Source organism: Thalassobaculum salexigens DSM 19539, from assembly GCF_000423805.1.
In the GTDB taxonomy this organism is placed as follows: domain Bacteria; phylum Pseudomonadota; class Alphaproteobacteria; order Thalassobaculales; family Thalassobaculaceae; genus Thalassobaculum; species Thalassobaculum litoreum.
The window spans coordinates 1,880,925-1,899,536 of record NZ_KE384093.1; the positions used below are offsets into that span (position 1 = coordinate 1,880,925).

The window sequence follows — 18,612 nt, forward strand, 5'->3', positions numbered from 1 at the left end:
CGCGGAACCAGGGGCGATCAGGTCTCGCGCTCGCCGGACGCGATCGCCTTGGCGACCTCGTCGGCCGGAATGTCGTCGAAGGAGGCGTAGTTCATCCGGTACAGCCGGGCGTACAGCCCGCCTGACGCCATGAGCGCGTCGTGGCTGCCCTGTTCGACGATCTCGCCGCCCTCCAGCACGATGATCCGGTCTGCGCCGCGGATGGTGGCCAGCCGGTGGGCGATCACCATCGCCGTGCGGTCCTTCAGCAGGCGGGCCAGCGCGCGCTGGATCTCCAACTCGGTATAGCTGTCGATGCTGGCGGTCGCCTCGTCCAGCACCAGGATCTTGGCGTCGGCGAGCAGGGCGCGGGCGAAGCTGATGAGCTGACGCTGGCCGAGCGACAGGTTCGAGCCGCGCTGGTCCAGCATGGTGTCGTAACCGTTCTCCAGCCGCATGATGAACTCGTGCGCGCCGACGGCGGTGGCCGCGTCCTCGACCTGGGCGCGGGTGGCGCCGGTCTTGGCGTAGCGGATGTTCTCCTCGATGGTGGCGGAGAACAGGAACGGCTCCTGCAGGACCATGGCGATGTGGCGGCCGAGGCTGTCCTGGGTGACCGCGCGCACGTCGCGGCCGCCGACCAGCACCTCGCCCTCCCAGACGTCGTAGAAGCGATGGACCAGGGCGGTGGTGCTGGTCTTGCCGGATCCGGTCGGGCCGACCAGGGCGACGGTCTCGCCCGGCTGCACCTTGAAGGTGATGTTGCGCAGGATCGGGTTGCCGCGCTCGTAGCCGAAGGTGACGTCGCGGAACTCGATGGCGCCGTCGATCTCCGCCGGATCCTCGGCGTCGGGGGCGTCCTGCACTTCCACTTCCACGTCCATGACCTCGAAGATGCGCTGCCCGGCGGCCATGGCGCGCTGCATGATGCTGTACTGCAGGGTCAGCGAGCGGATCGGGTCGAAGAAGCGCTGGACGTAGAACAGGAAGGCGACCATCACGCCGACATCCAGCGTGTTGTCCAGCACCATGGACCCGCCGATCAGGATCACGATCGCCATGGCCGAACCGGTCAGGGTGTCGACGATCGGCACCATGACGTTGGTGTAGCGCGAGGCGGCCAGATGGGCGTCCAGGTTCTCGCGGGCCTTCTCCTCGAACAGCTCGAAATTCACCGCCTCGCGACGCAGTTCCTGGATCGCGCGGATGCCGTGGACGTTCTCGGCCAGGGCGGCGTTGGTGGTCGAGCTCGCCTCGCGGGCCCGCATGAAGGCCTTGCGCGCCAGCGGCAGCCAGATGATGCGGACCAGCAGCAGCAGCGGCAGCACCGACAGGGTCAGCCCGCCGAGCGCCGGGTCCAGGCTCAGCAGCACAATCACGATGCCGACCAGCAGCACCAGATCGCCGATGGCGAAGATCGAGGACTCGAGGAACTCCTGCAGCGCGTTCACGTCGCCCTGGAGCCGCGACATCAGCCGGCCGACCTCCGTGCGGTCCATGAAGGACAGGGAGACCACCTGGAGATGGGCGTACATCGCCCGGCGCAGGTCGAACAGCAGACGCTGGGCGGTCTTGCCGATCAGCGTCTCCATGAAGTGGTTGGCCGCGTAGTTCAGCACCACCACGCCGAGGAAGGCGACGACGAAGATCTGCAGCAGGCTGAGATCGTCGGCTCCGTCCGCGAGCGCGTGGTCGATGGTGGCACGCACGAGCAGCGGCAGGGTGAGCTGGGTCAGGGTGAAGGCCAGCACGCAGCCGAGCCCGATCAGAAGCTGCCGCTTGTAGGGCGCCAGATACGCCATGAAGCGCTTGATCACCCATGGATCGAAGGCGCGGCCGAACAGCTCCTCGTCCTGGCTGATCTGCGATCCGACGACGGCCAGCGGCGGCCGGTCGGTCTCGGCCCCGCTGCCGTCGCGCCGGGTGGCGTCCTGCTGGCTCTGCACCGGATTCATGACGCACCCCCGGTCTTCGGTTCGGCCCCGGTTTTCGGTTCAGCACCGGTGCGGGCCTGCAGCTCGTAGAGCTGGGCGTAGCGGCCGCCGGCGGCCATCAGGCTGTCGTGGTCGCCGCGCTCGACGATGCGGCCGGCCTCCAGGAATACGATCTCGTCGGCATGCATCAGCGAGGACAGGCGGTGGGCGATGACGATCACCCCACGCTCCTTTGTGTAGTCCTTCAGCGACTCGCGGATCCGGCGCTCGGTGGCGGCGTCGATGGCGGCGGTGCTGTCGTCCAGCACCAGAAGCTTGGCGTCGGGCAGGATGGCGCGGGCGATGGACAGGCGCTGGCGCTGGCCGCCGGACAGGGACACGCCGCGCTCGCCCACGAGGGTCTCGTAGTCGTTCGGCAGCGCCTTGATGTAGTTGTGCAGCTGCGCCGTCTGGGCCGAGCGTTCGATGCTGGAGCGGCCGGCCCAGGGATCGCCATAGGCCACGTTGTGATCGATGCTGGCGGTGAACAGGAACGGCTCCTGCTGGACGATCGCCACCGTGTCGCGCAGGGAGGCCAGCGTAACGTCGCGGATGTCCTGGCCGTCCACGGTGATCCGCCCGCCGGTCACGTCGTAGTAGCGGCCGAGCAGCTGGGCGATGGTGGTCTTGCCGGAGCCCGGCGGGCCGACGATGCCGATCATCTTGCCGGGCCGCGCCTCCAGATCGATGCCGGCCAGGGTGCGGTCGTCCTTGGCCCAGCTCGGATAGCTGAAGTCCACGTTCTCGAACCGCACCACGCCCTCGGTGAGGACCAGATCCCCGGCGCCCGGCTTGTCGGCGATGGAGGGCTCCAGGTCGATCACGTTGAACAGCCGGCCGCCGCAGGTCGAGGCCCGCGCGATGGAGTTGATCATCCAGCCGATCTGGCGCACCGGCATCTGCAGGATCAGCATGAAGGCCAGCGCCTCGGTGAGCTGGCCCAGCGAGATCTCGCCCGCTGCGACCTTGGCGCCGCCGACCCACAGGGTGAGGCCCATCGCCAGGAAATAGACGAAGGTCATCTGGGTGGTGGACAGCACGAACAGCCGCACCCGGCGGCTGGCGATGGTCAGCGCCTCCTCGGAGATCCGGTCGTAACGACCGAGCTCGAAGGCCTGGGCGGCGAAGGCGCGGACCACGCGGATGCCGCCGAGATTCTCCTCCATCACATTGGTCAGCTCGGACATCTTGTCCTGCATCAGGATCCAGGTGTCGCGCAGCTTGAGCCGGGCGATGGACGCGCGGATGCCGACGATCGGCACGAAGCTCAGGGCGACGCAGGCCAGCACCGGGTCGTTGCGGAACAGGACCACGGCCCCGCCGCCGATCAGCACGGTCAGCAGCACGCTGCGCAGGATGCCGGTATCGACCCACAGCCGGACGCCCTCGATGTCCAGGATGCCGCGGGTCATCAGATCGCCGGTATGTACCCGGTCGTGCCAGGACAGGCTGAGCCGCTGGAGCTGGCGGTAGTAGTCCAGGCGCAGCCGGTAGCCGATGAGCTGGCCGACCGCCTCGCCCTGGTAGTTGTGCATCATGGTGAACACGCCGCGCAGGATCGCAGCACCAAGCAGCAGCAGGGCGCTGGTCAGCAGGGCCGATTCGGCCGCGCTTTGATCCGAGACCCCGGCCGCGGCGTCGCGCAGCAGCCCCTGCGCCTGGTCGACCGCCTGGCCGAGATATTGCGGCACCATGAGCTGGAACAGTCCGCCCAGGATGGTCGTCAGCACCGCGACCGACATCCGCCAGCGGTGGCGGAACGCCATCGTGGTGATCCGCATGAGCACGGTCGCGTCCACGTTCGAGACGTCGATGCTGTAGGCGCCGTCGACCTGGGTGTCGAGGCGCTTGGCGGTGTCGGGCGCGGGGGCCATGGAGGTATCCGTCTGGGGGGAACGGGGCCGCGGACTATGCCAGAACCGGCAGGCAATGGCGAGCGAGCAGGATCTTTCCGGATAAACATAATGGAGTTAGGGAAAACTGATCGACTTACCGTATAGGTGAGGCGGTTCGAACCAACGGCGGAAGTGCCAGCGAGAGCTGCAGACATGTCACCCTCAAACTACATCGGGCTCCGCTCTTTCTGGGAGGCTCTGGATATTGGCGACGTCGCGACGACGAAGCGGCTTCTTCAGTCAGTGGGAGACGAGGAGCGGGAAACTGCGCCGTTTGTGCTTGCCGAAGCGGCCATGGCCTTCTCGGGCGGCGACATGATCCAGGCGGGGGAGTCGATCGACCGGTATGTCGGCCGGTGGCCTAACGAGCCGGAAGGAATTGAATGGGCAATTCGGATCCATCACGTCGCCGGCCAGGTCGAGCGGGCGCAGAAGATCCGGGCCCTACGCGACCGTGCGGCGGCGCTTGCCAGGTTGGATCTGGAGCGGCGGTTCATTGAATGCGGTAGCGATGCGCTACGGCTGGTCGTGGACGTTGTGACCGACACCGCGATCAGCGCCGCGGTCCGCATCCGGCTGGGGGAGATCCTCTTCGGCCGCAACCTGCTGGGGCCGGGGCAGAGTGATGGGATCTTCGACGCGATCGGTGAGCGGGCACAGAACTGGTCCGCTCAGAGCCGCCTGTTCTGGGCGACCGTCCTGTTCAATTTCAGCAGCCGGACGCCGGAAGCCCTCGATCGTCTTTTCGAGTTGGCACGGAACGACGAGATCGATCTCGACTCCTTCGCCGCTCTGCAGGTGGTCATCAACCGGGTGGTCGGCTTCGGCAACATGAAGGTTTTCGCCGCCCGCTACGACCTGCTTAGCCTTCTGCACTTGCGGTGGGCTGCGCGGATCGACGCGGCAATGGACGAGCAGGATCGCCGCCGGCTCCGCCGGATCGAGGCGCCCGCCGAACCCACCCGCCGGATCGCGATTCTGGCCCCGCCACTAGTCAGCCTGTTCCATGCGCCCACCGCGCGCACACTCGACCTCTCGGCTGCCTTGATCGGAGATCACGGCTATCAGGTCCGGATCTTCGCCGGCGGGCCATGCTCGCTGCGGCCCAGGGCGCCGGTAGCGGGCGACGCTTTCCACAACGTACAGGCCGATGCGCTTTCGGCTAGCAGCATCGTGTTTGAGGGCATCAAGATCGAGATTGCCAGCGACTTTCTGGACGACGGCCAGTATCGCCGGCCGGTGACCGTGGCGGGCGATATCCTGGCGTTTCAACCGGACGCGGTGATCTCCTACGGCGATGCCTCTCCGGTTCAGTCGCTGCTCGCCGACCGGGTGCCGATTCTGGTCATGCCCACAGGCAGCGCGCCTCCTGTCGGTCCGCTCGATCGGTTCGCCGGAGAATGGAGCGAGGATGCCCTGAACGAGCAGGTTGCACGCGGCGCCTGGCCGGCCGATCTGATCGAGCGGGCGGTCTTCGGCGCCACCGGGGTGAAACTGCCGCCGCCGCGGTCCCCCCGGCGTCGACAGGATCTCGTCCCAGGGGCCAGGCTGGTGCTGGGGGTGGCCGGGACCCGACTGGCACAGGAGATCCGCGGTGCCTTCGCCACCCGTCTGGCCGCGCTGCTAGTCGACCGGCCCGATCTGCATCTGGTTCTGATCGGCGGCGGTGATCGGGCGGCCCTGATCGGCGGCGAACTGGCGCCAGTGGCCGACAGGGTCCAAGTCCTGGAATTTTCCGACGATCTCGCGGGCCTGTTCTGCGGCTGCGATGTCGTTCTCAATCCGTACCGCCAGGGCGGGGGTACAGGCCTTGCCATGGCCATGTCGGTGGGATGCCCGGTGGTGTGTCTGGAGTCGGGCGACGGTGCGACCCTGCTGGCGCGGGAGGATCTCTCCCCGGATCTCGACGCCTACTTCCGCCGTCTGAACTGTTTGATCGACGATGAGGCGTTCCGCCGGGAGGTCGGCGATCGGATGCCGGCCCAGGTCGAGCGGATGCTCGGTTTCGATCGCTCGATCCAGCAGGTTGTGTGGACGGTAGAGAACATGGCGGCGGACTTCCGGGCGGGCGCGGCGTCACCGGCCATCCGGTATCGCGAAAAGGACCGGAACGGCCGCCGGACGGCCGCTCAGTAAACCAGTTGGTCGTCGCCGCTGGAGCCGCCGAGCACGATTTCGCCGCGGTCGGCCAGGTCCTTGGCCGACTGCACCATGGCGGTCTGGCTGTCCTCCACGTCCTTCAGGCGGATCGGGCCGAGCGCCTGCATGTCCTCGCGCATCAGCTTGGCGGCGCGTTCCGACATGTTGCCGAAGAACAGGTCGCGCAGCTCCTCCGACGCGCCCTTCAGGGCGATGGTGAGCTTGTCCTTGTCGACCGCGCGCAGCAGGGTCTGCACCCCTGCCGGGTCGAGGCGGTTGAGGTCCTCGAAGGTGAACATCAGCGAGCGGATCTTCTCCGCACTGTCCTTGTTGCGCTCTTCCAGGGCCGACAGGAATCGGCTCTCGGTGGCGCGGTCCAGGCTGTTGAAGATCTCCGCCATCATCTCGTGGCTGTCGCGCCGGTTGGTGCGCGCCAGGTTCGACATGAACTCGGTGCGCAGCACCCGCTCCACATCCTTTTCGATCTCCTTGTTCACCGCCTCCATGCGCAGCATGCGCATGACCACTTCCATGGCGAAGTTCTCGGGCAGGGTGGCCAGCACCTTGGCGGCGTGGGCCTGGCTTATCTTGCCGAGGATGACGGCGACGGTCTGCGGGTACTCGTTCTTCAGATAGTTCGCCAGGACCTGTTCGCTGACATTCGCCAGCTTGTCCCACATGGTACGACCCGCCGGACCGCGGATCTCCTCCATGATGTCCTCGACCCGGTCCTCTCCCAGCACCTTGGCCAGCAGGCGCTGGGTCGAATCCATGGAGCCGACGAGCGAGCCGGTGGAGGACACCTGCTCGGCGAATTCGACGAAGAGGCGCTCCACGATGTTTGAGGACACCATGCCGAGGCCGGCCATGACCTGGGAGATCTCCTTGATCTCCTCGTCGTCCATCTGGCCGAACAGGGCGGCGGCCTGCTGTTCGCCCAGGGACATCAACAGGATGGCGGCCTTTTCCGGGCCGGTGATGCTGCGGTAGTCCTCGCGGGTACGGGTCCCCATGGCGTCGTCTCCAAAGCCGACAGATCCGCGCCGACAGCCCGGTGACGGATCACCGGCGGCGCATGGCCGGTACGACCCGCTTCTTAGGCGGTTCGCATTACCAAATCGTAACGAAGACGGGCGGAAAATTCGAGACTTTTATATATTTCGGATGTTTCGAAGGGTTGTCTCCATCGATCCCCCAAGTCTCAGATCTTAAGGTCCCGCGGATTATGGAACCGGGGTATCGACGGTGGCGTCTTGGTCGGGGGCAGGACCGGCGGCACGATATCCACGTTGAGGTCGCCCAATTCGCCCGGTCGGCGGTTCTCGAACGGGTTGCGCAGCACCAGCTTTCCCTGCTCCTGCATGGCGGTGTCGATATCCTCCTCGAGCTTCTCGGCCAGCCGCAGGTCCCAGGGGAACTTGTAATAGCGCGGCTCCCGCTCGCCGCTGAGCCGCAGCCACATGTAGATCGCCTCGCCCTCGGCCAGGCTGACCGCCAGCACCTCGGCGGCGGCGGCGTTCCGCTGCATCCATTCCATCGACTGGGGTTTGGGGCGGCTGAGGAACTCCACGAACTGAATGTAGCTGATCGGGATCAGCAGCGTGGCGGCCAGAACGGCGCTGATCCGCACCCAGGGCAGGCGCGGGGCCCAGATCGCCAGGCTGGCGAGGGCCGCGGCGACGGCGGTGCTGACGGCGAAGACATAGATCAGGTTGTCCATCGTGTCCTCCGGGTGACCCTGTCTTCCGGGCCGCCTTATCTGCCGGTGATCAGGGGGTAGCGCAGGGTGTTCACGCTGTCCTCGACCAGGTCGCCCTCGGACGACAGGCGGAAGCGGAAAGCGGTTTCCTCCTGGTTGTAGCGGCGCAGCTCGACCGTGGTCTCCAGGATCTGGCGGGTTTCCTCAAGCGGCTTCTTGACGCTGACGACGACCTTGACCGGGATCGGGCGGTCCTTTGGCGGCGCGCCGTACATGTGCACGTTCACCACGTATTCGCCGGACGGGATGCCGCGGCTGTAGCTGACCTCGTAGTTCTCGTCGGTGGCGTCGCCGATGGCGCCCAGGTCGTCGCGCAGCAGGTTGAACACCTCGCCGCCCTGGTTCCAGAATCCGACCGCCCCTTCGCCCGGCGCCTTGACCCAGAGATCGACGTCGTTCTCCATCTCGGAAGGCCAGTGCATCTCGACGATGACGTTGCCGGGGGCGTTGCTGTCCTTGGTCTCCTGCTTCTCCCGGCTGATATGGGGCAGCAGCATGATAACCATCGCGACGAAGCCGATCAGCGCCAGCATGATGACGTCGCGAAAGACCGTGTCGGTGCCGTCCTCCTCGAGGTCGTCGAACGGATCCTCCATCGCCGGACCCTAGCCGCCGTCGCCGCGGTCGATGGTCTCGGTGAGCAGGTCGACCGTGGCGCTGGACAGCAGCCGGTAGTTCACGATCAGCCAGACATAGAGCACCGCCCCGACCAGGGTGGTGTTCAACGCGACCGACATGCCGGAGATCAGGGTGGCGACCATATCGGCCACGTTGTCGGCATCGGCGGCGCGGCTCGGGTCGACCCCGGACAGCGCGATGATGAAGCCGATCACCGTGCCGATCAGTCCTAGAAAGACCAGGCTGTTGGCGACGTGCCGCACGGTGGCGATGCGCCGACCCAGCCGCATCCGCAGCACGCCGCGCGGGCTTTCGCGGTCATGGGTGAAGCGGGCCTTGTCGAGATAGAGGGCGGACGGGGTGCCCAAGGTCGGGTCGGCGTTGCGGAGTTCGTCCAACTCGCCGCTGGTCTGGCCGACGCGCAGCGCGCAGTACAGGAAGCCGTAGGAGAAGACGGCCGCGATTACGAGGGACAGTTCGATCAGGTCGCCCTTGATCACCGCGTCGAGCCAGCCCTGCAGATAGGCGCCGCCGAGCAGGGCGGCGGCCACCACATTGATCAGCACGAAGCGAACGATCAGCAGGTATCGGAACATCGCACCGGTCACCTTTGGGACGTCTGCCGGTATCAGACCCGCTCTGCGGCGCCGGCACAAGCGGGAAGGGGTAGGGCGGGGAGTGTAGGCAGGAAGATGGGAGGCAAGCCGCAGGTCCTTCGCCTTTTTCCCCCCGCTCCTTGGCCCGTCTTCCCGGCCTTGCGCCGGGATCCAGGAAAGCCGCGCGCTGAGGCACTGCAAATAGAACACCGGCGCTCCAGCGGATGGGTGCTCTGGATCCCGGATCAGCTCCGGGAAGACGGGGAGAGGGCTAGAGAGGGGGGCTTCCTCACCCCGCCAGGAACGGCACCAAAGCCGCCAGCGTCGCGTCCGGGTCCTCCTCGGCCAGGTAATGCCCGGTGTCGATCGCTTCGCTGGCCACCGGGCCGTCGCAGTACCGCTTCCAGATCGCCACCGGGTCGTACCACTGGCCGATCTTGCCCTTGGTGCCCCACATCGCCAGCAGCGGGCAGCGGATGCGGTCGCCGGCTTCCCGGCTCGCCCGGTCGTGCTCCAGGTCGATGGTCGCGGCCGCCCGGTAGTCCTCGCACATGCCGCGGATCATCGCCGGATCGCGGGCGGCGGCGAGATAGTCGGCCAGGGCGTCGGGATGAAAGAACCCGTCATCCTTCGGCTCGCGGTTGGTATGGGCGCGGAACCACGCCTCCGGCGCCGCCGATATGACGGTCTCGGGGAAGGGGTGCGGCTGGGCGAACCAGAACCAGTGATAGTAGCCCATGGCGAAGGCCATATCGGCCCGCTCGAAATGCTCGATGGTCGGCACGATGTCGAGCAGGGCCAGCTTCTCCACCCGCCCCGGATGGTCGATCGCCAGCCGGTGGGAGACCCGCGCGCCCCGGTCATGGGCGACGACCCGGAACCGGTCGTGGCCGAGTGCGGCCATCAGGTCGACCATGTCCTGCGCCATCGCCCGCTTGGCGTAGGGCGCGTGATCGTCCGTCGCCGGCGGCTTGTGGCTGCCGCCATAGCCGCGCAGGTCCGGGCAGATCACGGTGTACTGTTCCGCCAGGCGCGGCGCCACCGCGTGCCACATGGCATGGGTCTGCGGGTTGCCGTGCAGCATCAGCAGCGGCGGGCCGCTGCCGCCATGGCGCAGACGCAGGGGCCCGGCACCGATCTCCACGGTCTCCAGGGTCATCCCTTCAAAGAACGTCATTGGCGATCCTCCATAAATTTGACCACTTGATAAAACTTTTGTGCGCAGGCACGCTTTTCTCTGGTCCGGCCATGGGAGAGTGCCATGACGCATGGTTTCGAGGGAGCGGACGTAAAGGCCGGCAGGCTGACGTCGGAACAGGTGGCCGCCAACTTCGCGGATCTCCACCCTCCACTGACCCGCCACGAGGCCGCGGTCGCCGCCGACCGGTGCTACTTCTGCTACGACGCGCCCTGCATGACCGCGTGTCCCACCGGCATCGACATCGCGATGTTCATCCGCCAGATCGCCGCCGACAACCCGTCCGGCGCGGCCAAGACGATCTTCGACCAGAACATCCTGGGCGGCATGTGCGCCCGGGTCTGCCCGACCGAGACCCTCTGTGAGGAAGCCTGCGTGCGCGAGGCCGCCGAGGGCAAGCCCGTCGAGATCGGCCGTCTGCAGCGCTTCGCCACCGACCATCTGATGGCGGATGGCGTCCACCCGTATCAGCCGGGCGTCAGCACCGGCAGGAAGATTGCCGTGGTCGGGGCTGGTCCGGCCGGCCTGGCCTGCGCCCATCGGCTGGCGCTGAAGGGCCATGCGGTCACCCTGTTCGACGCAAAGCCGAAGCCGGGCGGTCTGAACGAGTACGGCATCGCCGCCTACAAGACGCCCGGCGGCTTTGCCGAGGCCGAGGTCGATTTCGTGCTCGGCATCGGCAACATCACCCTGGAGACCGGCAAGGCGCTCGGCCGTGACATCTCCATCGACGGGCTGAAATGGGATTACGACGCCGTGTTCCTCGGCATCGGCCTCGGCGGCGTCAACGCGCTCGGTGTGCCGGGCGAGGACCTGTCGGGCGTCGAGGACGCGGTCGAGTTCATCGCCGAGCTGCGCTCCGCGGAGGATCCGTCGGCGCTGGCGATCGGCCGTCGGGTGGTGGTGATCGGCGGTGGCATGACGGCCATCGATGCGGCGGTGCAGTCCAAGCTGCTCGGGGCGGAGGACGTGACCATCGTCTACCGGCGCGGCCAGGAAGCCATGAACGCCAGCCTGTTCGAGCAGGACCTGGCCCAAACCAAGGGCGTGGCGATCAAGCACTGGGCGAAGCCGGTCTGCGTGGTCTGCGAGGGCGAGCGGCGGGGCGTCGAGTTCGAATATACCCGGTCCGGATCCGGCGGGCTGGAAGGCACCGGCGAGACGTTCTTCGTCGCCGCCGACGTGGTCCTGAAGGCCATCGGCCAGACCCTGGAGACACCGGAGGGGCCGGCGACCGAACGGGGCCGGATCGTCGTCGACGCGGAGTTCCGCACCAGCCTCGACGGCGTGTGGGCCGGCGGCGACTGCGTGGCGGCGGGCGACGACCTGACCGTGACCGCCGTCGCCCAGGGCCGCGACGCCGCCGAAAGCATCCACCGCGCCCTGACGGCGTGAGACGGAGGATCAGAGCATGGCAGACCTGCGCAGCGACTTCGTCGGCATCAAGTCCCCGAACCCGTTCTGGCTGGCCTCCGCTCCGCCGACGGACAAGGAATACAACGTGGTCCGGGCGTTCGAAGCCGGCTGGGGCGGGGTGGTGTGGAAGACCCTCGGGCTCGATCCGCATATCGTCAACGTCAACGGCCCGCGCTACGGCGCCGTCTGGGGCGCCGATCGCCGGCTGCTCGGCCTGAACAACATCGAGCTGATCACCGACCGGCCGCTGCAGACCAACCTGGACGAGATCAAGGCGGTCAAACGCGCCTGGCCCGACCGGGCGGTGGTGGTGTCGCTGATGGTGCCCTGCGAGGAGGTCTGCTGGACCGAGATCCTTAAGCAGGTGGAAGACACCGGGGCCGACGGGGTGGAGCTCAATTTCGGCTGCCCGCACGGCATGTCCGAACGCGGCATGGGCTCCGCCGTCGGCCAGGTGCCGGAGTACATCGAGATGGTCACCCGGTGGTGCAAGCAGAACACCCGCATGCCGGTGATCGTGAAGCTGACGCCGAACATCACCGATATCCGCTACCCGGCGCGGGCGGCCAAGAAGGGCGGGGCCGACGCGGTGTCGCTGATCAACACGGTCAGCTCGATCACGTCGGTGAATCTTGACCTGATGGCGCCGGAGCCCACCATCGACGGGAAGGGCAGCCATGGCGGCTATTGCGGTCCGGCGGTCAAGCCGATCGCCCTCAACATGGTGGCGGAGATCGCCCGCGACGCGGAGATGGCGGGTCTGCCGATTTCCGGCATCGGCGGGGTGACCACCTGGCGCGACGCGGCGGAGTTCATGGCGCTGGGGGCCGGCAACGTGCAGGTCTGCACCGCCGCCATGACCTACGGGTTCCGCATCGTGACCGAGATGATCGACGGCCTGTCGCGCTGGATGGACGGCAAGGGCTATGCACGGACCTCGGACTTCATCGGGCTGGCGACGCCGAACGTGACCGACTGGCAGTACCTGAACCTGAACTACGTGGCCAAGGCGCGGATCGACCAGGATCTCTGCATCAAGTGCGGCCGCTGCCACATCGTCTGCGAGGACACCTCGCACCAGGCGATCACGGCGACGAAGGACGGCGCGCGGCATTTCGAGGTGATCGACGCCGAATGCGTGGCCTGCAATCTCTGCGTCAATGTCTGTCCGGTGGAAGGCTGCATCACCATGGAGCAGATGCCGGCGGGGTCGGTGGATCCGCGCACGGGCCGGACCGTCCCGGCCGACTACGGCAACTGGACCCAGCACCCGAACAACCCGTCCTCGGTCGCCGCGGAGTAGGGGCGCGGCACCATCATCCAACCCCCGCCGTCATCCTGATGCAAATCAGGATCAAGCCTCCAACGGCGGGGCCGGGCCCAGGTCCTGATTTGCATCAGGATGACGAGCGGAGTGGTCGGTGCGGTGCATGATCCTGACTTGCGTCGGGAGGACGGAGGCGCGCGCGAGGACGGATAGGCCCTTGACCCCGGGACACCCCCGCCGCACACCCCTCGGGCGCCCTCCAATGTGCGCTAGGCAACTCAACGGATCCGCATGGCTGACCTCTACAATCCCCGCGTCGAAGCCCTGAAGGGGCACGCGGCCATGCTGCTGTTCGCCACGCTGATCAGCGGGTCCTTCACCCTGGGGCACCTGACCGCGCCGCATATCGATCCCGGCGCCCTGACGGCCCTGCGCTTCGCCCTGGCGGCGGCGGTGATGGCCGGCGCGATCCTGGCCGGGCGCAAGGGCGAGCGACAGCTCGGCGTGCGGGCGCCTTGGCGTTTCCTGCTGCTGGGCGTGCTGCTCGGCTCCTATTTCGTGCTGATGTTCGAGGCGCTGCGGCTGACCGACCCGGTCAGCCTCGCCGCGGTCTTCACCATGACGCCGCTGATGACCGCGCTGTTCGGCTATCTGATCCTGCGCCAGGGCATCGGCCCGCTGGTCGGCGGCAGTCTGCTGCTTGCGGCCAGCGGCGCGGTCTGGGTGGTGTTCCGCGGCGATGTCGACGCCATGCTCGCCTTCGATCTCGGGCCGGGCGAGCTGATCTTCCTCGGGGCCTGCGTGTGTCACGCCCTCTACATCCCGCTGATCACGGTCCTGAACCGGGGCGAGAGCGGCAAGCTGTTCACCCTGTGGACCGTGCTCGGCGGGTTTCTCGTCGTTGGGATCTACGCCTTTCCGGCGATTCTTCGGACCGACTGGACGGCCCTGCCGCCGATCGTCTGGGTGACGGCGGTGTACATCTCGGTCTTCGCCTCGGCGCTCACCTTTTTCCTGATGCGCTACGGCGCCCTGCGCCTGCCGGCGGCCAAGGTGATGGCGTACGGCTATCTGATCCCGACCGTGGTGATCGTGCTGGAGGGGCTGAGCGGGCACGGCTGGGTCGATCCGCCGGTGTTGCTCGGCGTCGCGGCGACGATGCTGGCGCTGCTCATGCTGGTCGCGAACCGCGATGCGGTGCGGTAACAAATCCCAAAACCCATACTTACGCCCCGGAATAAATCCGGGGAGTAAGTAGAAGGCGGGAGCGTTACGTATCCGGCCGCAACCCGCGCAGGATCACCTCCTCCATGAACCGTTCCGCTCCGGCGTAGCGCGTCGCCTCGTCGGTCTCGCGGCCGAGCACCGCCCGAACCTGTGCATCAAAGTCCGCGTAGTGCTGCGTCGTCGCCCAGAGCGCGAAGATCAGGTGATAGGGGTCGTGCGGCGCCAGCTTGCCGGCGGCGATCCACCGGCGGATCAGCGCGACCTTCTCGTCCACCAGACCCTTGAGCTCGCCCTCCAGCACGTCGCGGATCAGCGGTGCGCCGGCCAGGATCTCGCCGGCGAACAGCCGCGATTCCTGCGGCCGATCCCGCGACATCTCCAGCTTGCGCTGGATGTATCCGCGGATCTCCGCCAGCGGCTCCCCGCCCGGGTCGAGCGCCGCCAGGGGTTCCAGCCAGGTCTCCAGCGTGCGGCCGAGCACCGCGCGATAGACCTCTTCCTTGCTGTCGAAATAATAGATCAGGTTGGGCTTCGACATGCCCGCACCGGTGGCGATGTCGTCCAGGGTGGCGCCGGCGAAACCGCTCTGGGCGAAGACGTCCAGGGCGGACGATAGAATCCGGCCTTCCTTTTCCACCTGGATGCGGGTGCGGCGGCGGGTTTCTGCGGCGCGGGCCATGTGTCTCCGACTGCGGCTCCAGGGCCCGATAGGCGCATGATTCTGCACAAAAATCGGGCAGGCGGCGGGCAAACAATGACCTTGACCGGCAACCATGGCCTGATAGCCTAGTTTTTGACCAATTGGTCAAGGTCAGATGATTACAGGCGGAAGTCGCGCGGCCCGCAACCCCCCAAGCGGTTGGGGTCTCCTGCGGGCGGGCAGACTCCCGAAGACGGAAGGGGAGTCCGGAATGTCAGCGGCCAGCAACCTGCGGATCAACGGCGATCGGCTGTGGGACAGCCTGATGGAGATGGCGAAGATCGGCCCCGGCATCGCCGGCGGCAACAACCGCCAGACCCTCACCGATGAGGACGCCGAGGGCCGCGCCCTGTTCCAGAAATGGTGCGAGGCCGAGGGCTGCACCATGGGCGTCGACAAGGCCGGCAACATGTTCTTCCGCCGCGAGGGCACCGACCCCGACGCGCTGCCGGTCTATGTCGGCAGCCACCTGGACACTCAGCCGACCGGCGGCAAGTACGACGGCGTTCTGGGCGTGCTCGGCGCGCTGGAGATCGTGCGCACACTCAACGAGGCGGGAGTGAAGACCAAACACCCGATCGTCGTGGTCAACTGGACCAACGAGGAGGGTACCCGCTTCGCCCCGGCGATGATGGCGTCCGGAGTGTTCGCCGGCATCCATACGCTGGACTGGGCCTATGCCCGCACCGACCGCGAGGGCAAGAGCTTCGGCGACGAGCTCAAGCGCGTCGGCTGGGTCGGCGACGAGGAGGTCGGCGCCCGCAAGATGAAGGCGTTCTTCGAGCTGCATATCGAGCAGGGCCCGATCCTGGAGGCCGAGGGCAAGGATATCGGAGTCGTCACCCACGGCCAGGGGTTGAGCTGGCTGCAGTTCACCGTTACCGGCAAGGAGAGCCATACCGGCTCCACCCCGATGCCGATGCGGGTCAATGCCGGGCTCGGCATGGCGCGGATCACGCAGCTTGTGGACGAGATCGCCTGGAGCCACAAGCCGGACGCGGTGGGCGCCATCGGCCACTGCGAAATCTATCCGAACTCCCGCAACATCATTCCCGGCCGCGCCGTCTTCACCGTCGATTTCCGCTCGCCCAACAAGGCGATCATCGAGGACATGGAGACCCGCCTGAAGGACGGCGCGCAGAAGATCTGCGACGAGATCGGGCTGACCCTGGAGGTCGAGAAGGTCGGCGGCTTCGATCCGGTGGAGTTCGACGCGGACTGTGTGACCATGATCCGCGAGGCGGCCGAACGCCTCGGCTACAGCCACCGCAACCTGGTCTCCGGCGCGGGGCACGATGCCTGCTGGATCAACCGGGTGGCGCCGACCGCCATGGTCATGTGCCCCTGCGTCGACGGCTTGAGCCATAACGAGGCGGAGGAGATCTCCCCGGAATGGGCGCGGGCCGGCACCGACGTGCTGTTCCAGGCCGTGGTGGAAGCGGCGGAAATCGTGAGCTAGGGGATCGTCTCCTGAACTGAAATCTTAAAATCAGATCCGCACGGGACAGAGGAGGAGTAGATGGCGAGCAAGGTGATCAAGGGCGGGACCGTCGTCACCGCCGACCTGACCTTCGAGGCGGATGTCCTGGTGGAGGGCGGCAAGATCACGGCGGTCGGGCCGAACCTGTCCGGTGACGAGGTGCTGGACGCCGCCGGCTGCTACGTGATGCCCGGCGGCATCGACCCGCACACCCATATGGAAATGCCCTTCATGGGCACCTATTCCTCCGACGATTTCGAGAGCGGCACCCGCGCCGGCCTGTCCGGCGGCACCACCATGGTGGTCGACTTCTGCCTGCCGGCCCCGGGCCAGTCGCTGCTGGAGGCCATGCAGGCCTGGGACAACAAGTCGTCAAAGGCCTGCGCCGACTATTCCTTCCACATGGCCATCACCTGGTGGGGCGAGCAGGTCTGGAAGGAGATGGAGACGGTGGTCGATCGCGGCATCACCACCTTCAAGCACTTCATGGCCTACAAGGGCGCGCTGATGATCGACGACGACGAGATGTACTCGTCGTTCCAGCGCTGCGCCGACCTGGGCGCCATGCCCCTGGTCCATGCCGAGAACGGCGACGTGGTCGCCCAGCTTCAGGCCAAGCTCATGGCCGAGGGCAATACCGGACCGGAGGCGCATGCCTATTCCCGCCCGCCGGAAGTGGAAGGCGAGGCGGCGAACCGCGCCATCATGATCGCCGACATGGCCGGCGTGCCGCTCTATATCGTCCACGTCTCCTGCGAGCAGGCGCACGAGGCGATCCGCCGGGCTCGGCAGAAGGGGATGCGGATCTTCGGCGAGCCGCTGATCCAGCATCTGGTGCTGGACGAGAGCGAGTATCAGAACGCCGACTGGGACCATGCCGCGCGCCGGGTGATGTCGCCGCCGTTCCGCTCCAAGCTGCACCAGGACGGTCTGTGGGCCGGTCTCGCCGCCGGCAGCCTGCAGGTGGTGGCGACCGACCACTGCGCCTTCACCACCGAGCAGAAGCGCTATGGTGTGGGCGACTTCACCAAGATCCCCAACGGCACCGGCGGCCTGGAGGATCGGATGCCGGTGCTGTGGACCCGGGGGGTGAATACCGGCCGGCTGACCATGAACGAATTCGTGGCCGTCACCTCGACCAACAGCGCCAAGATCCTGAACATGTACCCGCGCAAGGGTGCGATCCGCGAGGGCTCCGACGCCGATATCGTGGTGTGGGACCCGAAGCGCTCGAAGACGATCACCGCCGACAAGCAGCAGTCGGCCATCGACTACAACGTCTTCGAAGGCATCGAGGTCACCGGCCTGCCGCGCTTCACCCTGACCCGGGGCGAGGTCGCGGTGGTGGAGAGCGAGATGAAGGCGAAGCCGGGTCACGGCGAGTTCGTGAAGCGGCCGCCGAACCCGGCGCCGAACCGGGCGCTGTCGACCTGGAAGGAGATCACCGCCCCGCGCAAGGTGATCCGCGATCCGGCCAAGATGCCGGCCGGCGTCTGAGCCGTACACGATGCGCTCCGCGGGAGGCCGGGGAGCGGATGAGAGCGCCGAGGAGGGCGTCGCCTTGAACACTGCTTCGTCTCGTGGGCAGCCGGTCATTCGGGCTGACCATCTGGACCTGACGTTTCAGACCGGTGACGGGCCGGTCCACGCCCTGAGCGACGTGTCGCTGACCATCGGCAAGGGCGACTTCGTGTCGTTCATCGGCCCGTCCGGCTGCGGCAAGACCACTCTGCTTCGGGTGATCGCCGACCTGGAGCAGCCGACCGGCGGCCAGATCTCGGTCAACGGGGTGTCGCCGGAGCAGGCGCGGCTGAACCGGGCCTACGGCTATGTGTTCCAGGCCGCCGGCTTGTATCCCTGGCGCACCATCGCCCGCAACGTGGCGCTGCCGCTGGAGATCATGGGTTATTCCAAGGCAGAGCGGCACGAGCGGGTCGCCAGGACCCTGGAGCTGGTCAACCTGACCGGCTTCGAGAACAAGTTCCCCTGGCAGCTTTCCGGCGGCATGCAGCAGCGCGCCTCCATCGCCCGGGCGCTCGCCTTCGACGCCGACATCCTGCTGATGGACGAGCCGTTCGGCGCGCTGGACGAGATCGTGCGCGACCACCTGAACGAACAGCTCCTTCAGCTCTGGGCGCGGACCACCAAGACCATCGCTTTCGTCACCCACTCGATCCCCGAGGCGGTCTACCTCTCCACCAGGATCGTCGTCATGTCGCCGCGGCCCGGCCGGGTGACCGACGTGATCGAGAGCACCCTGCCGCGCGAACGCCCGCTCGACATCCGCGAGACGCCCGAATTTCTGGAGATTGCCCACCGGGTGCGCGAGGGACTTCGGGCCGGTCATTCCTACGAGGACGCGTGA

Annotated in this window: 15 protein-coding genes; 7 read left to right on the plus strand and 8 right to left on the minus strand. The window is 67.1% G+C overall.

Annotation, left to right across the window (positions count from 1 at the left end; translation table 11 throughout):
• Positions 1 to 17: 17 nt before the first annotated feature.
• Both G578_RS26230 and G578_RS26235 read right to left on the minus strand, forming a co-directional pair.
• Positions 18 to 1,934 carry an ABC transporter ATP-binding protein gene (locus G578_RS26230; RefSeq protein ID WP_051244766.1) on the minus strand — a complete coding sequence of 639 codons (1,917 nt, stop codon included), beginning with the start codon at positions 1,932 to 1,934 and terminating at the stop codon, positions 18 to 20.
• Entirely contained in the window at positions 1,931 to 3,826 is a 1,896-nt protein-coding gene (locus tag G578_RS26235) for an ABC transporter ATP-binding protein (protein ID WP_156907312.1), read from the minus strand. Before G578_RS26235 ends, G578_RS26230 begins: the two co-directional genes overlap by 4 nt.
• Positions 3,827 to 4,000: 174 nt before the next feature.
• Between G578_RS26235 and G578_RS0113190 the strand changes: the two genes are divergently transcribed.
• Positions 4,001 to 5,983: a glycosyltransferase gene (locus tag G578_RS0113190; RefSeq protein WP_156907314.1), complete on the plus strand. Its 1,983-nt coding sequence runs from the start codon at positions 4,001 to 4,003 to the stop codon at positions 5,981 to 5,983.
• Here G578_RS0113190 and fliG read toward each other — a convergent pair.
• From fliG to G578_RS0113215, 5 genes are all read right to left on the minus strand, one after another.
• Positions 5,977 to 6,999 carry a flagellar motor switch protein FliG gene (gene fliG / locus G578_RS0113195; protein ID WP_028794635.1) on the minus strand — a complete coding sequence of 341 codons (1,023 nt, stop codon included), beginning with the start codon at positions 6,997 to 6,999 and terminating at the stop codon, positions 5,977 to 5,979. The genes G578_RS0113190 and fliG overlap by 7 nt on opposite strands.
• Positions 7,000 to 7,187: 188 nt before the next feature.
• Positions 7,188 to 7,706: a hypothetical protein gene (locus tag G578_RS26240; RefSeq protein WP_051244768.1), complete on the minus strand. Its 519-nt coding sequence runs from the start codon at positions 7,704 to 7,706 to the stop codon at positions 7,188 to 7,190.
• A 35-nt stretch (positions 7,707 to 7,741) separates the two neighbouring features.
• Entirely contained in the window at positions 7,742 to 8,341 is a 600-nt protein-coding gene (locus tag G578_RS0113205) for a hypothetical protein (protein WP_028794636.1), read from the minus strand.
• Positions 8,342 to 8,350: 9 nt separating this feature from the next.
• The gene (locus G578_RS30170) at positions 8,351 to 8,959 is read right to left on the minus strand and encodes a MotA/TolQ/ExbB proton channel family protein (RefSeq protein WP_028794637.1); all 609 of its coding nucleotides are present in this window, start codon (positions 8,957 to 8,959) and stop codon (positions 8,351 to 8,353) included.
• A 289-nt stretch (positions 8,960 to 9,248) separates the two neighbouring features.
• Positions 9,249 to 10,136, minus strand: coding sequence for an alpha/beta fold hydrolase (locus tag G578_RS0113215; RefSeq protein ID WP_028794638.1), 888 nt, complete (start codon positions 10,134 to 10,136; stop codon positions 9,249 to 9,251).
• An 84-nt stretch (positions 10,137 to 10,220) separates the two neighbouring features.
• Between G578_RS0113215 and G578_RS0113220 the strand changes: the two genes are divergently transcribed.
• The 3 genes from G578_RS0113220 to G578_RS0113230 all read left to right on the plus strand — a co-directional run bounded on the left by G578_RS0113220 (position 10,221) and on the right by G578_RS0113230 (position 14,046).
• Complete coding sequence (locus tag G578_RS0113220) at positions 10,221 to 11,552, plus strand: NAD(P)-dependent oxidoreductase (protein WP_028794639.1); 1,332 nt, start codon at positions 10,221 to 10,223, stop codon at positions 11,550 to 11,552.
• Between the two features lie 16 nt (positions 11,553 to 11,568).
• The gene (gene preA / locus G578_RS0113225) at positions 11,569 to 12,876 is read left to right on the plus strand and encodes an NAD-dependent dihydropyrimidine dehydrogenase subunit PreA (protein ID WP_028794640.1); all 1,308 of its coding nucleotides are present in this window, start codon (positions 11,569 to 11,571) and stop codon (positions 12,874 to 12,876) included.
• Positions 12,877 to 13,131: 255 nt separating this feature from the next.
• Positions 13,132 to 14,046: a DMT family transporter gene (locus tag G578_RS0113230; RefSeq protein WP_028794641.1), complete on the plus strand. Its 915-nt coding sequence runs from the start codon at positions 13,132 to 13,134 to the stop codon at positions 14,044 to 14,046.
• Between the two features lie 64 nt (positions 14,047 to 14,110).
• Here G578_RS0113230 and G578_RS0113235 read toward each other — a convergent pair whose 3' ends face one another.
• Positions 14,111 to 14,746 carry a TetR family transcriptional regulator C-terminal domain-containing protein gene (locus G578_RS0113235; RefSeq protein ID WP_038014126.1) on the minus strand — a complete coding sequence of 212 codons (636 nt, stop codon included), beginning with the start codon at positions 14,744 to 14,746 and terminating at the stop codon, positions 14,111 to 14,113.
• 232 nt (positions 14,747 to 14,978) lie between these two features.
• On the opposite strand from G578_RS0113235, the gene G578_RS0113240 reads away from it, so the two are divergent.
• The 3 genes from G578_RS0113240 to G578_RS0113250 all read left to right on the plus strand — a co-directional run bounded on the left by G578_RS0113240 (position 14,979) and on the right by G578_RS0113250 (position 18,612).
• A complete protein-coding gene (locus tag G578_RS0113240) occupies positions 14,979 to 16,226 on the plus strand; it encodes a Zn-dependent hydrolase (protein ID WP_028794643.1) in 1,248 nt (415 codons plus the stop codon).
• A 60-nt stretch (positions 16,227 to 16,286) separates the two neighbouring features.
• Positions 16,287 to 17,744, plus strand: a complete 1,458-nt coding sequence (gene hydA / locus G578_RS0113245; RefSeq protein WP_028794644.1) for a dihydropyrimidinase — start codon at positions 16,287 to 16,289, stop codon at positions 17,742 to 17,744.
• Positions 17,745 to 17,808: 64 nt separating this feature from the next.
• Positions 17,809 to 18,612 carry an ABC transporter ATP-binding protein gene (locus tag G578_RS0113250; protein WP_028794645.1) on the plus strand — a complete coding sequence of 268 codons (804 nt, stop codon included), beginning with the start codon at positions 17,809 to 17,811 and terminating at the stop codon, positions 18,610 to 18,612.